Raw genomic sequence first — 18,847 nt, 5'->3', positions numbered from 1 at the left:
AGATTACCGGTTTTCCCGCGCGTCACGGTGAAAACCCGGTCACGGAGGTGGGAGATGGGCCAGCTGTACCAGTCGTACGCCCTCGCGCCGGGTCACCAGCCGGCCGCGGCCCGGTGGCAGCGGGCCCGCCTTCACCTGGCCGACGAGCGGGCCCTCCTCCGGGCCGCCCGACATCACCAGCCCGGCGGTGGACAGCTCCCGCAGCCGCTGGATGATCGGCTCGAACGAGGTCCGGCCGGCGCCACCGGAGCGGCGCGCCAGCACCAGGTGCAGGCCGACGTCCCGGGCGTGCGGCAGGTGCTCCTCCAGCGCCCGCAACGGGTTCGTCGGCCCGCCGGCAACCAGGTCGTAGTCGTCCACCAGCACGAACAGCTCCGGGCCGGTCCACCACGACCGGGTACGCAGCTCAGCCGGTGTGACGTGCGGCCCCGGCAGCCGGCCCTGGAGGTAGCCGGCCGCCGACTCGACCAGCTCGGTCGTGTGCGGCGCGGCGGTCCCGTAACCGATCAGGTGCGCCGTCTCGATGGTGCCCATCAGGCTGCGCCGGTAGTCGACCAGGATGACCCGGGCCTGCTCCGGGGTGAACCGCCGGACGATCGAGGTGGCCAGCGCGCGCAGGAACGAGGACTTGCCGCACTCGGCGTCGCCGAAGACCACGAAGTTGGGCTCGGTGGCGAAGTCCAGCACCACCGGGCGCAGGTCCGCCTCGGCCACCCCGATCGGAAAGGCCAGCCCGCTGGTGGCGGCCTGGTCCAGTTCGGCGTAGGGCAGGACCGGCGGGAGCAGCCGCACCCGGGGCGCGGCCGGCCCCGGCCAGGACCCGGCGACCGCCTTGACCAGGTCCGCGGTCTCGTCGCCGAGGCCGGTGACCCGGGGCGCGGCGGCCAGGAAGTGCAACCCGGCCGCGGTGATGCCCCGCCCCGGCTGTTCCTTCGGCACGGTCGCCGCCAGGGCGCGCTTGACCACCACCGAGTCGGCCGGGTCGCCGAGGCGCAGCTCCAGCCGAGAGCCGAAGAGGTCGCGGATCGCCGGCCGGAAGTCCGACCAGCGCAGCGCGCTCGCCACCACGTGCACCCCGTACGCCAGGCCCCGGGTGGCCAGCTCGGTGACCAGCGGTTCCAGGTCCTCGTACTCGCCGCGCAGGGTGTTCCAGCCGTCGACCACCAGGAACACGTCGCCGAACGGGTCGCCGGCCGGGTGGCCCCCGGCCGGCGCCGCGGCCCGTCGCCGCCGCCAGGCCGCCATCGACTCCACCCCCGCCTCGGCGAACCGCCGCTCCCGCTCGGCCAGCAGGGCGGCGATCTCACCGACGGTCCGGCGTACCGCGGTGTCGTCGGTCCGGCCGCTGACCCCGCCGACGTGCGGCAGGTCGCGCAGCGCGCCGAGCGTCCCGCCGCCGAAGTCCAGGCAGTAGACCTGCACCTCGGCCGGGGTGTGGGTGAGCGCCAGCGCGCAGACCAGGGTGCGGAGCAGGGTGGACCGGCCGCTGCGCGTGGTGCCGACCACCGCGACGTGCCCGGCCGCGCCGTCCAGGGCCAGCCACAGCAGGTCCCGGCGCTGCTCGAACGGCTTGTCCACCACGGCCACCGGCACCTGGAGGGCGCCGTGCAGCTCCGGGTTGCCCACGGTGAGGCCACGCGCCGGATCCACGCCGACCGGGCCGAGCAGCTCGTCCAGCGAGGGCGCGGAGTCCAGCGGAGGCAGCCACACCTGGTGCGCCGGCGGGCCCTGCCCGGCCAGCCGCCCCACCATCAGGTTGAGCAGGCTCTCGCCGGTCTCCTCCTCGGCCGGGAGGGCCGCCGGGGTCGCCGGCTCGGGCACCGGCACCAGGTGGGTGGAGAAGGCGAGCAGTCGGGGTCCGGCGGCACCCGCCCCGCCGGCCGGGCCGCCGCGCCGGCGCACCCTGTCGGAGACGTACGCGGCCTTGAACCGGACCAGCGGGTCGGTGCCCGAGCGCAGGTAGCCGTGCCCCGGGCTGCGGGGCAGCTCGTGCGCGTCCGGCACACCGAGCACCGTCCGGGACTCCAGCGCCGAGAAGGTGCGCAACCCGATCCGGTACGACAGGTGGGTGTCCAGCCCGCGCAGCCGGCCCTCCTCCAGCCGCTGGGACGCGAGCAGCAGGTGCACGCCGAGCGAGCGGCCCACCCGGCCGATCTGCACGAAGAGGTCGATGAAGTCGGGCTTGGCGGAGAGCAGCTCGGAGAACTCGTCGCAGACGAGCAGCAGCGACGGCAGCGGAGCGAGCGGGGTGCCGGCCGCACGCGCCCGCTCGTAGTCGCGCACGCTCGCGAAGTTGCCGGCCCGGCGCAGCAGCTCCTGCCGGCGCATCAGCTCACCGTTGATCGCGTCGACCATCCGGTCGACCAGCGACAGCGCGTCGGCCAGGTTGGTGATCACCGCGGCCGTGTGCGGCAGCCGTTCGAACGGCGCGAAGGTGGCGCCGCCCTTGAAGTCGACAAGCACGAAGTTGAGCTGCTCCGAGCTGTGCGTGGCGGCGAGCCCGAGCACCAGCGTGCGGAGCAGCTCCGACTTGCCCGACCCGGTGGCGCCGATGAGCAGCCCGTGCGGGCCCATCCCGTCCTGCGCCGACTCCTTGAGGTCCAGCTCGATTGCCCCGCCGTCGGCGCCCACCCCGATCGGCACCCGGAGCCGGTCCCGGGCCGCCCGGGGCGTCCAGCCCTGCTCGGCCGTGAAGCTCTCCGGCTCGCCGAGGCCGAGCAGCTCGGGCAGGCCGGGTTCGGCGCCGGGCGGGGCGTCCGGCCCGCGTGCCGTGCCGGCCAGCCGCAGCGGGGCGAGCCGGCGGGCGACCGCCTCGGCGTCGGCCGGCTCCAGCGCGTCGGCCGCGCCCACCTCGGCGTGTCCGTCGGCGGAGTGCGAGTGCAGCCGGCCGTCGACCAGGTCGAGCAGGAGGGCGTACCGGTCGAGCAGGCGCGGTGGCGGGCTGTCCAGGTCGAGCACGGTGACCGCGTCGATCCCGCCGTCGCCGGCCAGGTCGGTGGCGCCGGTCAGGTCGCCGCCGTCGAGCACCACGACCACGTGCGGCCCGTCGGTGGCCGGACCGGCCGGGCTGAACCGGGAGCGGCTGCCCAGCACGTCGCCCAGGAGCCGTTCCAGTTCCGCCGCCGAGCTGGTGACCAGCCGGACCGGGCCGAGCGCGTCGGTGCGCGCCGGGTGGTGGGCGTGCGGCAGCCACTTGACCCACTCCCATCCCGCCCGGCGTTCCGGCCCGGCGCAGACCGCGACGAGCAGCTCGTCGGGGGCGTGGAAGACGGCGAGCTGGGTGAGCACCGCCCGGGCCAGCGCCTGGGCCGCCGGGGAGCCCGCCCCGCGGACGTCGCCGGCCGGGCCGCGGACGAAGACCCGGGCGAAGCTGCGCAGCGAGAGCGCCACGGGCAGGTCCGGCACCACCGAGTACGCGTCCAGGAAGCGCCGCAGCGCCCCCGCGGTCATCGGCTCCAGCTCGTCGAGCGGCCGGGTGACCGGCGGGAGCAGCGGGGTGGCCAGCGTCTGCGGCCCGACCCCGACCCGCACCACGGCGAAGTCCGGGTCGCCCGGCCGGCGCTCCCAGACCCGGTGGCTGTCCACCGTCGACCAGAGCCGCCCGGGGTCGGGGTGCCGGTAGTAGAGCCCGGCCCGCTGCGCCCCGGCGGTCTCCCGGACCCGGCGGCGCAGCGCGGCGAGGTGCCGGAGGTATTCCCGGCGGGCGGCCATCATCTCCGACTTCTTCGGCCCGGCGCTGCCCCACGAGGTCACCAGCATCGCCACCGAGGAGAGCCCGAACATGCCGCCCACCACGTACGAGTAGGCCCCGCCGCCCCGGCCGAACATCATGGCCATGGCCACCGTCCCGCCGAGCATCGGCAGCACCATCAGCGCCTGCTGCCAGCGCCCCCCGGCGACGGCGGGGATCTCCGGCGGCGCCTCCACGGGCAGCTCGCCGGCCGGGATCTCCGGCGCCGGGCGGCGCGGCGGCCGCTTGATGACGACAGTGGACACTCGTCCTCCCCATGGCTCTCGGTAACCTGAGCCTGGCTCATCGTAGGTAAAGTCCACTCGTCCGTCAGCCACCGTTCCCGCTCAATATGGAGAGACATCGATGACAAGCGGGCTGGCCCGGGTCACGATCAGCGCCCCCCGGCGGCGGGTCGACGTGGCCCTGCCGGAACAGGTTCCCCTCGCCGAGCTGCTGCCCGAGGTGCTCCGGCACGCCGGAGAGGGCCTGGCCGACGACGGCGAACGGCACGGCGGCTGGGTGCTGCGGCGCACCGACGGTGCGGTGCTGGCCACCGCCCAGGCGCTGCTGCCCCAGGGCGTCCGCGACGGCGAGGTGCTGCACCTCGTCCCGGCCCGCGCCGAGTGGCCCGAACTGGAGTACGACGACGTCATCGAGGCGATCGCCGACGGTGCCCGCCGCCGCGGCGCCGCCTGGTCGCCCCGGGCCACCCGGGCCGCCGCGCTGGCCGGGGCGGGGGTGCCGCTGGCCGTCGGGCTGTTCGCCGTGCTGGCCGCCGGCCCCGGGCCGCGCAACGGCTGGCCGGTCGCCGCCGTGGTGGCCCTGCTCCTGGTGCTCGCCGCCACCGCCGCCTCCCGGGCCTACGGCGACGGGCCGGTCGGGGCCACCCTCGGCGGCTACGCGCTGCCCTGGGCCGCTGCGGCCGGCGCCCTGGCGGTCGGCTCCGGCGACCCGGTCGGCCCGTTACGTCCGCTGCCCTGGGTCGGCGCGCCCGAACTGCTCGCCGGCTCGGTGGCGCTGCTGCTGGTGTCGGTGCTCGGCCTGCTCGGGGTGGCGAGCCGGTCGCGGGTCTTCCTGGCCGGCGCGACGACCGGCGCGGCCGGCGCCGCGGCCGGCCTCGGCGGGCTGTTCCTCGATTCGGCCGGCACCGCCGCGGTGCTGCTCTGCGCGCTGGTCTTCGCCCTCGGCGGGCTGCCGCTGCTGGCCATCCGCCTCGGCAAGGTGCCGCTGCCGCCGATCACCCTGCCCGTGCCGGCCGGCACCCCGCCCGGCGTCCGTGACCTGCCCGACCGGGCCCGGGTGCACGCGGCCGTGGCCCGCACCGAGGAGATGCTCACCGGGATGCTGCTCGGGCACGCCGTGCTGGCCGTCGCGGCCACCGCGGTGCTCGTCACCGCCAGCGGGCTCACCGGCCGGCTGCTGGTGGCGGTGGGCTGCGGGGTGCTGCTGCTGCGCTCCCGGCTCTTCGTGGCGGTCCGGCACCGGGTGCCCGCCGTCGCCGCCGGGCTGGCCGGGTACGCCCTGCTCGGGGCGGTGCTCGCCGACCGGGCCGGTCCGGCCGCCCGGCTGGCGCTGACCGTCGGCGGGCTGGTCCTGGCCCTGGTCGCCGTCGCGGCCGGCGCCACGTACGCCCGGCGGCCGGTCTCCCCGTACCTCGGCCGGCTGGCCGACCTGACCGACACCGCGCTGGTGGTCGCCGTGGTCCCGGTGGCCTGCGCGGTGCTCGACCTCTACGACCGGGCCCGCGGCCTGCTCGGCTGACCCGCACGCGCGCGGGCCCGGGTCGCTCGGTGGAGCGGCCCGGGCCCGTCGGCGCGGATCAGGTCAGTGCAGGGTCTCGCCGCGCTCGGCGGCCTCCTTGGCGCGCTGGTACGAGGCCACGATCTCGGCCTCGGCCTCGGTGCGACCCACCCAGGTCGCGCCCTCGACCGACTTGCCCGGCTCCAGGTCCTTGTAGACCTCGAAGAAGTGCTGGATCTCCAGGCGGTCGAACTCGCCCAGGTGGTGGATGTCCCGCAGGTGCTCCTGGCGCGGGTCCTCGTAGGGCACGCAGAGGACCTTGTCGTCGCCGCCCTTCTCGTCGGTCATCCGGAACATGCCGATGGTGCGGCAGCGGATCAGGCAGCCGGGGAAGGTGGGCTCGGGGACCAGCACGAGCGCGTCCAGCGGGTCGCCGTCCTCGCCCAGGGTGCCCTCGATGAAGCCGTAGTCGGCCGGGTACTGCGTGGAGGTGAAGAGGGTGCGGTCCAGCCGGATCCGGCCGGTCGCGTGGTCCACCTCGTACTTGTTGCGGTGACCCTTGGGGATCTCAACCGTGACGTCGAAATCCATCTTCCACGCTCCCTCGTTTGCCCACGCTGGCTGACGGAAACCAGTGGCGCCGCCCACCGGACGGGGTGAACGCTCCCCGCCGGCTCCGGCCGCCGCATAGTGTTCGGACCGAAGTAGTGTCACCCAAGGCGCTTTTGAGCGGGGGAGGAGGGGGTCGTGGGGAGGGAAGATTCACACTACCGCCCCGAGGGAGTTGACGGGCCCGGATCCGCGGGTTCCGCTCCCGGCGGGGCCACCGGCCGTGTGTCGGTCCCCGGCACCAACCCCGCCCACCGCCCGGCGCCGGCCGCCGGGTCCGCCCCGGTCGGCCGCGCCAACCCCGGAGAGTACGGCCGCCCCGGCCCGGTGGAATACGGCCGCGCCGCCCCGCGGGACCACGGCCACGCCGATCCCCGACAGTACGGCCAGGCCGCTCCCCGGGACCACGGCCACGCCGACCCCCGGCAGTACGGCCAGGCCGACCCCCGGCAGTACGGCCAGGCCGACCCCCGGCAGTACGGCCAGGCCGCGTCACGGGACTACGGGCAGGCTGCCCCACGCGACTACGGGCAGGCCGCTCCGCGCGACTACGGGCAGGCCGACCCGCGCGACCACGGCCCTGGTCCGGCCGCACCCGTGAGCTGGCCCGGGTACGACGCGCCCGGCGGCATTCCGGTGAGCCCGCCGGTGCCCCCGGTCGGCGCGGCCCCGCCTCCGCCGTCGCCCCCACCACCGCGCCCGCGCCGCCTCCGGCTGGTCGCGATGCTGGCCAGCGTGCTGATCGTCGCCCTGGCCGCGGTCGGGCTGGCCGTGGTCCGTCCCGGCCCGGTGGCCGGCTGGCTGGGCGAGGACTCGCCGAGCGCCGCCGCGCAGTCGCCCGAGCCGGACCCGCCCGCCGTGCTGGCCGGCGCGGACGGCAACGCGCCGCTGCCCACCCCCGAGGGGGTGCGCGCCGCCCTCGAACCCCTGGTCCGCGCCGCCGCGCTCGGCGACCGGGTGAACGTCTCGGTGGCCGACGTGGCGACCGGCCAGGCGCTCTACGGCAAGGGGCAGGACAGCCCCACCGTGCCCGCCTCGGTGACCAAGCTGGCCACCGGGGTCGCCGTGCTGGCGGCCCGCGGCCCGGCGTACCGGATCCCCACCCGGGCGGTCGCCGGCCCGGCCCCCGGCGAGGTGGTCCTGGTCGGCGGCGGTGACCCCACCCTCGCCGTCGACAAGAACGGCTTCTATCCCGGCGCGGCCCGCCTGGACGACCTCGCCGCCCAGGTGCGCAAGGCGCTCGGCGCCACCGCCCCCACCAAGGTCACCGTCGACTCGTCCCTGTTCAGCGGCCCGGTGTACGAGCCCGGCTGGGACCCCGACATCCCCACCGGCGGGTTCGGCGCGGCGATCACCGCGCTGATGACCGACGGCGCGCGTCGGGACGCGGCGGAGGCCCGCCGCACCGCCGAGGCCACCAACCACGCGGCCGAGCGGGTGCCCCAGCCGGACCTGACGGCCGGACGGCAGTTCGCCAAGCTGCTCGGGCTCACCGGCGCCGCCGCCGAGGTGAAGCGGGGCACCGCGCCCGCCGCCTCCGGCGCGACGGCGACCGACACGCCGGCTCCCGGGGCCGAGCTGGGCAAGGTCCAGTCGCTGCCGATGGTCCGCCTGGTCGACATCATGATCAGCGACAGCGACAACGTGATCGCCGAGGCCATGGCCCGCCAGGTCGCGCTCGCCAAGGGCAAGCCCGGCTCGTTCGCCGGCGGCGCGGCCGCCACCGACCAGGTCCTCGGCGAGCTGGGGCTGCCGGCCGACGAGATCAGCCTGGCCGACGGCAGCGGGCTGTCCCGCACGAATCGGATCAGCCCGTCCCTGCTGACCGACCTGGTCACGCTCGCCGGCAACGGCAGCCATCCCGACCTGGCCGCGATCTTCGGCGGCCTGCCGGTGGGCGGCTGGTCCGGCACCCTGGACGAGCGCTACCAGGCGGCGGTGACGAAGGCCGGCGCGGGCGTGGTCCGGGCGAAGACCGGGACGCTCAGCGGGGTGAACGCCATCGCCGGGCTGGTCACCACCTCCGACGGCCGGCTGCTCACCTTCGCCGTCCTCACCGACCGCACGCCGGACACCCTCGACGAGACCCGGCAGGCCCTCGACCGGATCTCCTCCGCGCTGGCCGGCTGCGGCTGCCGCTGACCGGCCCGCCCGGCGCGAGCGGCGTCGATCGGCGCTCGTGAGCCCGGGTGGGGGTGTCGCGGCGCGGGTACGGTGGGTTCATGGCGCAGTTCGTGGACTGGGATCTGGCCGCCGCGACCGCGGGGGCGCTGGGCAAGTCGGGCCCCCGGGTGTCGTACGCCGAGGCCACCGACGTCGTGGGCGAGCTGCGCCGGCTGACCGAGGAGGCCGCCGGCCACGTGGCCGACTACACCGGCCTGCGCTCCCAGGTCAGTCACCCGCCGGTCCGCGTGGTCGACCGCCGGGACTGGGCGGCCGCCAACATCGCCGGCCTCCGCGAGGTGATCACCCCGCTGGTGGACCGGCTCTCCGGCGACAAGCGCCCCGGCCCGCTCACCGAGGCGATCGGTTCCCGGCTCACCGGGGTGCAGGCCGGCACCGTGCTGGCGTACCTGTCCGGCCGGGTGCTCGGCCAGTACGAGGTCTTCGCCGGTGACCCCGGCCAGCTGCTGCTGGTCGCCCCGAACATCGTCGAGGTGGAACGGAAGCTGGGGGCCGACCCCCGGGACTTCCGGCTCTGGGTCTGCCTGCACGAGGTGACCCACCGGACCCAGTTCACCGCCGTGCCGTGGATGCGGGCGTACTTCCTCAGTGAGGTGCAGGCGTTCGTGGACGCGTCCCAGGGCGGCGAGCACCTCCTGGAGCGGCTGCGCCGTGCCGTGGCCACGCTCTCCGACGCGGTGAAGGACCCGGACAGCCGGGCCAGCGTGCTGGACATCGTGCAGACCCCCGCGCAGCGGGCCGTGCTGGACCGGCTCACCGCGCTCATGACCCTGCTGGAGGGGCACGCCGAGTTCGTCATGGACGGCGTCGGCCCGCTGGTCATCCCCAGCGTCGAGTCGATCCGGGCGGCGTTCAACCGCCGCCGCCAGTCCGGCAACCCGCTGGAGAAGGCGATCCGCCGGGTCCTCGGCATCGAGGTCAAGATGCGCCAGTACGCCGAGGGCCGCAAGTTCGTGCACGGGGTGGTGGACCGGGTCGGCATGGCCGGCTTCAACAAGATCTTCTCCTCGCCGCTGACGCTGCCCCGGCTCGACGAGCTGGGCGACCCGGACGCCTGGGTGGCCCGGGTGCACGGCGGGGCGGCGACCATTCCCCCCACCGCCGGCTGAGTTGGTGAGCGCGAGGAGCGAGCCGGGTTCGCGAGCACCGCAGTCGCGCACGAGGGCGGGCACCTCGCTCGCCCCGCCGGTCGCCGGCGTTCGGCTCGCCGTACGCCGGGCGTTGACCGGGCTGCCCGGCGCCGGGCCGGTGCTGGTCGCCTGCTCCGGCGGTGCCGACTCGCTGGCCCTGGCCGCCGCCACCGCCTTCGTGGCGCCCCGCCTCGGCCGCCGGGCTGGCCTGGCGACCGTCGACCACGGCCTGCAACCCGGTTCGGCTGGGCGCGCCGAACGGGTGGCCGGCTGGGCTCGTGAGGCCGGCCTCGACCCCGTCGAGGTGGTTGCGGTGAGCGTGACCGGCCGGCCCGGCGGCCCGGAGGCGGCCGCCCGCGAGGCCCGGTACGACGCCCTGCTGGCCACCGCCCGCCGGCACGGTGCGGCCGGGGTGCTGCTCGGGCACACCCGCGACGACCAGGCCGAGACGGTGCTGCTCGCGCTGGCCCGGGGCGCCGGTCCGCGCGGCCTGTCCGGCATGCCGCCCCGCCGCGATTGCGACGGCATGCCGCTGCTGCGCCCGCTGCTCGACGTCCCCCGCGACGACACCCGCGGGGCGTGCGCCGCGCTCGGGCTCGCGCCGTGGGAGGACCCCCACAACGCCGACCCCGCGTACGCCCGCTCGCGGGTCCGGGCCGACGTGCTGCCCGCGCTGGTCCGGGCGCTCGGCCCCGGGGTGGTGGACAACCTGGCCCGGACCGCCCGCCTGCTGGCCGCCGACACCGCGGCCCTGGACGAGCTCGCCGCGGCCGCGCTCGCCGAGGTCCGGGGGGCCGAGGCCGGGCTCTCGGTCGACGGCCTGGCCGCGCTGCCCCCGGCCGTACGCACCCGGGTGCTGCACGCCTGGGCCCGGGAGCTGGGCGCCACGCCGGCCGCCCTGTCGCACCGGCACGTGGCGGCGCTGGACGCCCTTGTCACGGACTGGCACGGGCAGGGCGCGGTCCACCTGCCCGGTGGCCTCCCCGTCCGCCGCCACGCCGGCCGCCTCACCACCTGACCCGCCCGGTGGCCCCCGGGTGTCCGCCACCGGTTCGCCGAGGTGGCGGTATCGGACGGTCCGGGATGGCGCCAGGTCGCCGAGCTGGCGGAAGGGGGAGCGCCGAGTCGACGGCGCGATGCTGGGCTGGTGATCAGGCGTCGACCCGCGCCCGGAACGTGGTTCGGTAGGCGAGCGGAGTGGTGCCGACCCGGCGCGTGAAGTGGTGCCGCAGCGCCGCCGCGTCGCCGAAGCCGGCCTGGTCGGCGACGCTCTCCACGCTCAACCGGGTCTCCTCCAGCAGCCGCCGCGCGAGCAGCACCCGCTGGTTGGTGAGCCAGTCGTGCGGGGTCGTGCCGGTCTCGGCCCGGAAGCGGCGGGCGAACGTGCGCGGCGCCATGCCGGCCCGGGCGGCCAGCTCGTCCACGGTCACCGTCCGGTCCAGGTGCCCCATGAGCCACTCCAGCACCGGCTCCAGGGTGGGCGCCTCGGGCGCCTTCGGGATGGGCGCCTCGACGTACTGGGCCTGGCCGCCGTCGCGGTGCGGCGGGACGACCATCCGGCGGGCCAGCCGCGTGGCCGTCGCCGAGCCGTGCGCCTGGCGGACCAGGTGCAGGCAGGCGTCGATGCCGGCGGCGGTGCCGGCGCTCGTGAGCAGCCGCCCGTCCTGCACGTAGAGCGAGTTGCAGTCCACCCGGGCCGCCGGGAACCGCTCCTGCAGGTCGTCGACGTGCCGCCAGTGGGTCGTGCAGTCGCGCCCGTCGAGCAGCCCCGCCTCGCCGAGCACGAACGCCCCGGAGCAGACGCTGAGCAGCCAGGCGCCCCGGTCGGCGGCCCGGCGCAGCGCGGCCAGCACCGGCGCGGGGACCGGCGTCATCCCGTCGCCGTGGGCGGGCACGGCCACCAGGTCGGCGTCCTCGATCGGGGTCAGGTCGGCGGTCGGGGTGAGCCGGAAGCCGGACCGGGTGCGGACCGGCCCCCCGTCCACGGTGCAGACGTCGAACCGGTAACCGGGGAAGCCGTCGGCGGTGCGGTCGGTGCCGAACACCTCGGCGACGACGCCGAGCTCGAACGCGGCGACCTCTTCGAGGGCGATGACGGCGACGGATCGAAGCATGTGACGAGGGTAACCCGACGGGTGGCAGAAAATCGAGGCCCACTGGCATTTCTGCCACTGTCCGATGGGGGCGGCGGACCGCAGAATCAATGGTGTCCGGTGCGCACCGGCGGCGAAAACAACCTCAACCACGCGAAAGCGAGCGCCGCCATGACCGTTCTGCTGCTCCTGCTCTTCCTGCTCCTCCTCGTGGGCGCCAGCGCCTTCGGGCTGACCGCGGACACCCGGGACTCGGCCGACTGGAAGCCGACCGACGACGGTCGGCGCTGGCGCTCCCGCACCTGCTGAGGTGATTTGCCCCGTCCGCGCCGTTAATCCTCGGCGGGACCGCGCCAAAAGGGGCGGCCCCGCCGACGGAGGCCATCCGGCGTACGGCAGGCTAGGAGCATGGCTGACGGCTCCTGGTACGACGCCGACATCGACCACGTGATCATTTCCGAGGCGCAGATCCGCGAGAAGACCGCGGAACTGGCCAAGCAGGTCTCGGCGGACTACGCCCACGTCGAGGACGGTCTCCTGCTCGTCTGCGTGCTCAAGGGCGCGGTCATGTTCATGGCCGACTTCGCCCGCGCGCTGGGCCGCCAGGGCCCGCCCGCCGAGCTGGACTTCATGGCCATCTCCTCGTACGGCCAGGGCACCACCTCCTCCGGCGTGGTGCGGATCCTCAAGGACCTGGACCGGGACATCGCCGGCCGGCACGTGGTCGTCGTCGAGGACATCGTCGACTCCGGTCTGACCCTCTCCTGGCTGCTGCGCTACCTGGAGTCGCGCTCCGCGGCCAGCGTCGAGGTGGTCGCCCTGTTCCGCAAGCCGGACGCGGTCAAGGTGCCGGTCCCGGTGAAGTACGTCGGCTTCGACATCCCGACCGAGTTCGTGGTCGGCTACGGCCTCGACTTCGGCGAGCGCTACCGCGAGGTGCCCTACGTCGGGGTGCTCAAGCCCGAGGTCTACGCCCGCGCCTGACCCCGGCGCCCGGCCGGTCGTCAGCCGACGTTCAGCGGGCTCTCAGCCTTCCGGTCTACGGTAGAGGCCGGTGACGTGGAGGCACCCTCCACGCCCGACCTCTCGAACCGCGTGACCGGGCGGTCGGGTGGCCGGGTGGGGAGCTCCCCGCCACGCCGGCTCAAACCCGGGTTCGCCGTACGCGTAAGTGCCGGGCTCGCAAGCTCACATCTGGCGCGAACGGTGTACCGTCGAATGACCGCGGCGCGGCAGTTGTGGCGCTTCGGGGTCGGGGCCGGCCCGCACGGCGGCTGCGGCCGCCGCCCGAGGCGGCGACACCATTCAGACGGTCAGGACGTCGATCAGGAGGATGCGGGCGCCTCGGTGCCCGACAACAGTATGGAACGTACGCGTTTCTTCCGCCGACCGGTGGTCTGGATCATCCTGGTCATCCTCGGCGCCGTTGTGCTCAGTCAACTCTTCACGGCTGGCCCGAGCTACCACCGCGTGGACACGTCGGTGGCGCTCGACCAGCTCCACACCGCAAAGATCAACAAGGCGGTCTTCCAGGACAAGGAGCAGACGCTCCAGCTCGACCTGGCCCAGAAGACGAAGTTCGGCGACACCACGACCGACCGGATCGAGGCGCAGTTCCCCTACGAGGTGGGCGGCCAGGTCTGGAACGAGGTGCTGGACGCCAAGGCGGCCAACCGGGTCACCGGCCCGGCCGACACCAAGGTCTCCTCGGACAGCATCTGGGTGAGCCTGCTCGTCAACCTCCTGCCCATCGCGCTGCTCGTGCTCCTGCTGCTGTTCTTCATGTCGCAGATGCAGGGCGGCGGCTCGCGGGTGCTCAACTTCGGCAAGTCCAAGGCGAAGATGATCACCAAGGACACGCCGAAGACGACCTTCGCGGACGTGGCCGGGGCCGACGAGGCCGTCGAGGAACTGCACGAGATCAAGGACTTCCTGCAGAACCCGGCGAAGTACCAGGCCCTGGGCGCCAAGATCCCGAAGGGCGTGCTGCTCTTCGGCCCGCCCGGCACCGGCAAGACCCTGCTCGCCCGCGCGGTCGCCGGTGAGGCCGGCGTGCCGTTCTACTCCATCTCCGGCTCGGACTTCGTGGAGATGTTCGTCGGTGTCGGCGCCAGCCGGGTCCGCGACCTCTTCGAGCAGGCCAAGTCGAACGCGCCGGCGATCGTCTTCGTCGACGAGATCGACGCGGTCGGCCGGCACCGCGGCGCCGGCATGGGCGGCGGCCACGACGAGCGGGAGCAGACCCTCAACCAGCTGCTGGTCGAGATGGACGGCTTCGACACCAAGGGCGGGGTCATCCTGATCGCCGCCACCAACCGGCCGGACATCCTCGACCCGGCGCTGCTGCGCCCGGGCCGGTTCGACCGGCAGATCCCGGTCGACGCCCCCGACATGGAGGGCCGCAAGGCCATCCTGCGGGTGCACGCCAAGGGCAAGCCGTTCACGCCCGACGTCGACCTCGACTCGGTCGCCCGGCGCACCCCCGGCTTCAGCGGCGCCGACCTGGCCAACGTGATCAACGAGTCCGCGCTGCTCACCGCCCGCAAGGACCAGCGGGCGATCACCAACGACTCCCTGGAGGAGTCGATCGACCGGGTGATCGCCGGTCCGCAGCGCCGGACCCGGGTGATGAGCGACCAGGAGAAGAAGATCACCGCGTACCACGAGGGTGGGCACGCGCTGGTCGCCTGGGCGCTGCCGCACGCCGCGCCGGTGCACAAGGTGACCATCCTGTCCCGGGGCCGGTCGCTGGGCCACACCCTGGTCCTGCCGACCGAGGACAAGTACACCCAGACCCGGGCCGAGATGATCGACACCCTGGCGTACGCGCTGGGTGGCCGGGCCGCCGAGGAGCTGGTCTTCCACGAGCCCACCACCGGCGCCGGCAACGACATCGAGAAGGCCACGCAGCTGGCCCGCGCGATGATCACCCAGTACGGCATGAGCTCCAAGCTCGGCGCGATCAAGTACGGCACCAGCGGGGACGAGCCGTTCCTCGGCCGCAACATGGGCCACGAGCGGGACTACTCGGACGCGGTGGCCGCCGAGATCGACGGCGAGATGCGGGCGCTGATCGAGCTGGCCCACGACGAGGCCTGGGAGATCCTGGTGGAATACCGGGATGTCCTGGACAACATCGTGCTCGAGCTGATGGAGAAGGAGACCCTCTCCACGGCCGACATGGCCCGGATCTGCGCCCGGGTGGCGAAGCGCCCGCCGATGGCCCCCTACCACGGCTTCGGCAAGCGTCAGCCCTCCACGGAGCCGCCCGTGCTCACGCCGGCCGAGAAGGAGACCCTCAAGGCGCAGGCCCAGGCCGACGGCGCCTCGGTCGGCGGGTCTTCCTCGAACAACTCGGACGGTACCCACTGACCACCGACCCGACGGCCAGCTCCCGCAAGCGGGAGCTGGCCGTCTCCGCGACCGAGCCCGACGGTGACGACGCGCTCGACTACGTCGCCGCGCGCCTGATCAGCGGCAAGCTGACCGGGCGGCCGGTGGAGGAGAGCGTCGACCTGGCCCGCATCGAGAAGGCGGTCCGGGAGATCCTCGTCGCGGTCGGTGAGGACCCGGACCGGGACGGCCTCCAGCAGACGCCGGCCCGGGTGGCCCGCGCGTACGCGGAACTCTTCGCGGGCCTGCGGGTGGACCCGGCGCAGGTGCTCAGCACCACCTTCGAGGCCAACCACGAGGAGTTGGTGCTCGTCCGGGACATCGACGTGATGAGCCTCTGCGAGCACCACCTGCTCCCGTTCCGGGGCAGCGCGCACATCGGCTACATCCCGGGGCCGGACGGCCGGATCACCGGCCTGTCCAAGCTGGCCCGGCTCGTCGAGGTGTTCGCCCGGCGCCCGCAGGTGCAGGAGCGGCTCACCTCTCAGATCGCCGACCTGCTCATGGACAAGCTGGCCCCGCGCGGCGTCGTGGTGGTGCTCGAGTGCGAGCACATGTGCATGGCGATGCGCGGCATCCAGAAGTCCGGCGCCAAGACGATCACCTCGGCGGTCCGGGGCACCCTCCAGCACGATGCCAAGTCGCGCGCCGAGGCGATGGCCCTGATCATCCCGCGCTGACCGCACCGCCACCGGGCCCTTCCCCCACGGGAGGGGCCCGGTGCCGTGTCCGGACTCAGCCGGCCAGCATGGCCAGCAGCAGGCCGGCCGTGGTCAGCACCGCCGGGACCAGACAGACCAGCGCGCCGAAGCGGGGCGTCCGGTCCACCCGGTCGGCCGGGCGGGGCCGGAACAGCCGCCCCACCGCGAGCCAGCCCAGCATGAACGCGACCGCCGGCAACGGCAGCCCCACCACCAGCGCGACCACCGTCACCGGGCCGGTGCCGGTGGCGAGGAGGAGCGTGAGCTGGATGAGCGGCACCACCAGCGCCAACGGCCCGTAGACCAGCAGGTTGCGGGGATATGCGGGCCAACGGGCCAGCCGGGGCAGGCCCCGCGCGGCCAGGCTGTCGTCCGCCGCGTCCGCCCAGCCCCGGGCGTTCCGCAGCGCGGCCAGCACGGCCGCCGGACCGGCCGCCATCGACCGGGCCGCCTCGGACACCTCCGGTGGCGTCGGCACCAGCGAGATCGCCGGAACGCCCAGCTCCCGCAGCCGGGACTGCTGCGGGGCCAGCCGCTCGCGCACCGCGGTCAGCTCCTCCCGGGCGGCCGCCACCGATCGGGCCTGCTCGCCGGCGGCCGTCGCCGCCGCCCGGCGTACGCCGTCGAGCTGCCGGGCGGCAGCCACGTAGTCCGCCCAGGCCGCGCCGGCCGGATCCAGGTCGACCGTCGGGCCCCCGGACCGGGGCGCGGGCACCGCCGTGCCGGTCTCACTCATGCCGCCACCTCCCCGAACGGCACCAGCACCGTGCCCTGCTCGCCGGGGCCGTCCCAGAGCACCGCCCGGCCCGGCCGGGGCCGCCAGAGCACCGGCCGGTCGAAGAGCTGCTCCAGCCGGCCGCCGGGCACGTCGGTGACCACCACGGCGGTCAGCTTGTCCACCTCGCCCTCCGGGCCGAGCAGCCCGGCCAGCGGCGCCACCGTGCGCCACCAGCCCAGCAGGTGCCGGCCCGCCGGCGGACCCTCCAGCAGCAGCGCGCGGAGCAGCTCGGGCGGCAGCTCGGTCGCGTCCGGCACGTCCAGCCCGAACACCACCAGGTAACCCGGCTCGTCCGCCGCCATGGCCGCCCGCAGCCCGGCCACGTCGACGGTCTCCACCCGGTGCCGGCCGGCCAGCTCGGCGGCGAGCACTCCCGCCGGCTCGGCCGACCCGTTGGCCAGCGGCGCCAGCACGAACCGCGCCGGGCCGGGGTGGGCCGCCGCCGCGCTGCGCGCCGCCGTGACCAGCAGCCGCTCGGCCTCCTCGTTCCGGCCCAGCACCGCCAGGTTCCGGCCGGCGGCCGCCCCGAGCGGCACGGCCACCGTGGAGCGCCGGACGTCCACCGCCCGGCCGAGCAGCGCGGCCGGCGCGTGTGCCCGGCCGGCCAGCGCGGCCCGGTGCCGGGGATCGTTGGCGAGCAGGGGGCGGGCGAAGCCGGCGAACACCACCGGTGGGGTGGCCCCCTCGGCCCGGGCCGACCAGAGCCGGTGCCGCAGGTCCGCGAGGACCGTCGGGTCCTCGTGCGGATCGGGGAACCGGATCATCCGCTCGTGGCCCCGGGTCGCGCCCCGCGGGCCGCCCAGCCCGCCGGCGGTGTTCACCACGGCGCTGCCCACCGGCAGGCCGGCGGCCGCGTCGTTGGTCGGCTCCAGGACCGCCGAACCGCCGGGCAGCGCCACCCGGACCGGGAACTGGCCGAGCAGCGGGTCGCGGGGGCCGCCGATGCCGAGGTCGCCCTCGCCGGCCAGGACCAGGTGGATCCCGTACGACCGGGCGGCGCGGGCCAGCCCGTCGAGCCGGGCCAGCAGGTCGGCGGCGAGCCGGTCCCGCTCGCGCAGCAGTAGCGGGAAGTTGTCGATCACACAGACGATCCGGGGTAGCGACTGGTGCTGGCGCAGTTCGGCGTAGCGCTGCCCACCGGCCCGCCGGGCCGCCTCCTCCCGGCGGTGCAGCTCGGCCTCCAACTCGCCGAGCAGGTCCGCCACGTACTCGCGGTCGACGGCCATCCCGGCCGCCCGAACCTGCGGCACCCAGGACCGGTCCCGCTCGGTCTGGAGGAACTCCACGAAGGACTCGCCGTCGTCGAGGTCGGCCAGGTAGAGGACCAGCTCGTCGGGGCCGTAGCGGGCGGCCAGGCCGAAGAGCGCGTCGGTGAGGAACGCCGACCGCCCGGCCTGCGAGCGGCCACTGACCAGCCAGTGCGGGGTCAACTCGGTGAAGCCCAGGCTGACTGGGCGCCCCCCGGCGTCACCGACCGTCGTGCTGAGCCCGTCGACCGAACCCTCCGCCCAGAGGTCGCCCTCCGGCAGCAGGTCGGTGAGGGCCAGGCGGGAGCCGTCCTCGATCTGCCGGGCCAGCCGCCGGCACACCCCGGTGACCAGCTCACCGGGCGGATCCTCGTCGAGGAAGACCGGACAGTTCAACCCGCCCGGCGACTCCGCACCGGGGCTGCTGAACCCGGCCGCGGGCGGGTCGCCCACCAGCGTGTACGCGGTGCGCACCGCGAGCGGGGTGGCCTGCGGTAGCGGCACCCCGGCGGGCCAGCCGGCCACCACCAGGTGCAGCCCGGCCCGGGGACCCTGGGCGGCCAGGTCGGCGAGCCGGTCGAGATCGGGCGGCGTCGCAGCGTCGGGCAGGGCGGCCACCATGAGCAGCAGCGTGCGGTCGTGCCCGCGCTGGCGGGCCGTGCCGGCGGCCACCCACTGCTCGGCCTCGGCCAGCACCGCCCGGAGCCCGGTGAGGTCGGTGGCGGGCGGCGGCAGCAGGCCCGCGTCGGCCAGCGTCACGTAACCGGCGAAGGTGCCGCCCGGCCCGCCGTCGACCGCGCGGGCCAGCAGGGCGCCGGCCGGGCTGGCCGCGAACAGCCGCAGCAGCAGCGCCCGGAGCAGCCCGGCCACCCGCGGGTCGCCGGCGTCGGCGTCGATGCTCAGGTGTCCACTGCCGAGCAGCGGCACCAGCGCGGGGAACCGGGCGTCGTCCAGCGGCGCGGCGGCGCCGAGCCGGACGAAGGCGGGCGGACCGTCCCCGGGCGGGGTTGTCGGGGCCAGCGTCTCCAGCGGGTCGCCGGCCCAGCCGGGGGCGGCGACCGCGGCCGCGGCACGGAGCCGCTCGGCCAGCTCGTACTGCCGGTGGTGGTCGGCGGGGGCGGGCCGGATCTCGTCGAGGATCCCGGCCGCCGCGGTCGCGGTGGCCTCGGCCCTGCGGTGCAGCGCGGCGGCCCGGCCGGCGCGCGCCTTCGGACTCGCCACCCGTCCACCTCTCTTCCC

Annotated in this window: 13 protein-coding genes; 8 read left to right on the top strand and 5 right to left on the bottom strand. The window is 75.5% G+C overall.

Features of this window, described 5'->3' with window-relative positions:
* Nucleotides 1-39: 39 nt before the first annotated feature.
* Entirely contained in the window at nt 40-3,996 is a 3,957-nt protein-coding gene (gene eccCa, locus ABZS80_RS09835) for a type VII secretion protein EccCa (protein ID WP_355055343.1), read from the bottom strand.
* 100 nt (nt 3,997-4,096) lie between these two features.
* Between eccCa and eccD the strand changes: the two genes are divergently transcribed.
* Entirely contained in the window at nt 4,097-5,494 is a 1,398-nt protein-coding gene (gene eccD / locus ABZS80_RS09830) for a type VII secretion integral membrane protein EccD (RefSeq protein ID WP_355055342.1), read from the top strand.
* Nucleotides 5,495-5,557: 63 nt separating this feature from the next.
* Here the strand turns inward: eccD and ABZS80_RS09825 are convergent, their stop codons facing one another.
* Nucleotides 5,558-6,064 carry an inorganic diphosphatase gene (locus tag ABZS80_RS09825; protein WP_091266984.1) on the bottom strand — a complete coding sequence of 169 codons (507 nt, stop codon included), beginning with the start codon at nt 6,062-6,064 and terminating at the stop codon, nt 5,558-5,560.
* 741 nt (nt 6,065-6,805) lie between these two features.
* Here ABZS80_RS09825 and dacB point away from each other — a divergent pair.
* The 3 genes from dacB to tilS all read left to right on the top strand — a co-directional run bounded on the left by dacB (nt 6,806) and on the right by tilS (nt 10,414).
* Nucleotides 6,806-8,224, top strand: a complete 1,419-nt coding sequence (gene dacB / locus ABZS80_RS09820) for a D-alanyl-D-alanine carboxypeptidase/D-alanyl-D-alanine-endopeptidase (RefSeq protein ID WP_355055429.1) — start codon at nt 6,806-6,808, stop codon at nt 8,222-8,224.
* An 80-nt stretch (nt 8,225-8,304) separates the two neighbouring features.
* Nucleotides 8,305-9,375 (top strand): zinc-dependent metalloprotease, encoded by a 1,071-nt coding sequence (locus ABZS80_RS09815; RefSeq protein WP_355055341.1) that lies wholly within the window; start codon nt 8,305-8,307, stop codon nt 9,373-9,375.
* Nucleotides 9,376-9,379: 4 nt separating this feature from the next.
* The gene (gene tilS, locus ABZS80_RS09810) at nt 9,380-10,414 is read left to right on the top strand and encodes a tRNA lysidine(34) synthetase TilS (RefSeq protein WP_355055340.1); all 1,035 of its coding nucleotides are present in this window, start codon (nt 9,380-9,382) and stop codon (nt 10,412-10,414) included.
* Nucleotides 10,415-10,547: 133 nt separating this feature from the next.
* Here the strand turns inward: tilS and ABZS80_RS09805 are convergent, their stop codons facing one another.
* Nucleotides 10,548-11,510, bottom strand: a complete 963-nt coding sequence (locus ABZS80_RS09805) for a helix-turn-helix domain-containing protein (protein ID WP_355055338.1) — start codon at nt 11,508-11,510, stop codon at nt 10,548-10,550.
* 150 nt (nt 11,511-11,660) lie between these two features.
* Here ABZS80_RS09805 and ABZS80_RS09800 point away from each other — a divergent pair, with 150 nt between their 5' ends.
* The 4 genes from ABZS80_RS09800 to folE all read left to right on the top strand — a co-directional run bounded on the left by ABZS80_RS09800 (nt 11,661) and on the right by folE (nt 15,562).
* On the top strand, nt 11,661-11,798 hold the full coding sequence (locus tag ABZS80_RS09800; RefSeq protein ID WP_192579893.1) for a hypothetical protein: 138 nt from the start codon (nt 11,661-11,663) through the stop codon (nt 11,796-11,798).
* 99 nt (nt 11,799-11,897) lie between these two features.
* Nucleotides 11,898-12,473 carry a hypoxanthine phosphoribosyltransferase gene (hpt, locus tag ABZS80_RS09795; protein WP_262282689.1) on the top strand — a complete coding sequence of 192 codons (576 nt, stop codon included), beginning with the start codon at nt 11,898-11,900 and terminating at the stop codon, nt 12,471-12,473.
* 378 nt (nt 12,474-12,851) lie between these two features.
* The gene (gene ftsH, locus ABZS80_RS09790) at nt 12,852-14,861 is read left to right on the top strand and encodes an ATP-dependent zinc metalloprotease FtsH (RefSeq protein WP_151463853.1); all 2,010 of its coding nucleotides are present in this window, start codon (nt 12,852-12,854) and stop codon (nt 14,859-14,861) included.
* Between the two features lie 35 nt (nt 14,862-14,896).
* Complete coding sequence (folE, locus tag ABZS80_RS09785) at nt 14,897-15,562, top strand: GTP cyclohydrolase I FolE (protein ID WP_355055428.1); 666 nt, start codon at nt 14,897-14,899, stop codon at nt 15,560-15,562.
* Nucleotides 15,563-15,617: 55 nt separating this feature from the next.
* Here the strand turns inward: folE and ABZS80_RS09780 are convergent, their stop codons facing one another.
* The gene (locus tag ABZS80_RS09780) at nt 15,618-16,319 is read right to left on the bottom strand and encodes a hypothetical protein (RefSeq protein WP_151463851.1); all 702 of its coding nucleotides are present in this window, start codon (nt 16,317-16,319) and stop codon (nt 15,618-15,620) included.
* A complete protein-coding gene (locus tag ABZS80_RS09775) occupies nt 16,316-18,829 on the bottom strand; it encodes an FtsK/SpoIIIE domain-containing protein (protein ID WP_355055336.1) in 2,514 nt (837 codons plus the stop codon). The genes ABZS80_RS09780 and ABZS80_RS09775 overlap by 4 nt, the downstream gene beginning before the upstream one ends.
* Nucleotides 18,830-18,847: the final 18 nt, after the last annotated feature.

The sequence above is a fragment of the Micromonospora sp. NPDC005305 genome (genome assembly GCF_040607315.1).
Classification (GTDB): domain Bacteria; phylum Actinomycetota; class Actinomycetes; order Mycobacteriales; family Micromonosporaceae; genus Micromonospora.
The sequence above is the reverse complement of the archived record's forward strand: the minus strand, read 5'-3'. Positions and strand labels throughout refer to the sequence as shown.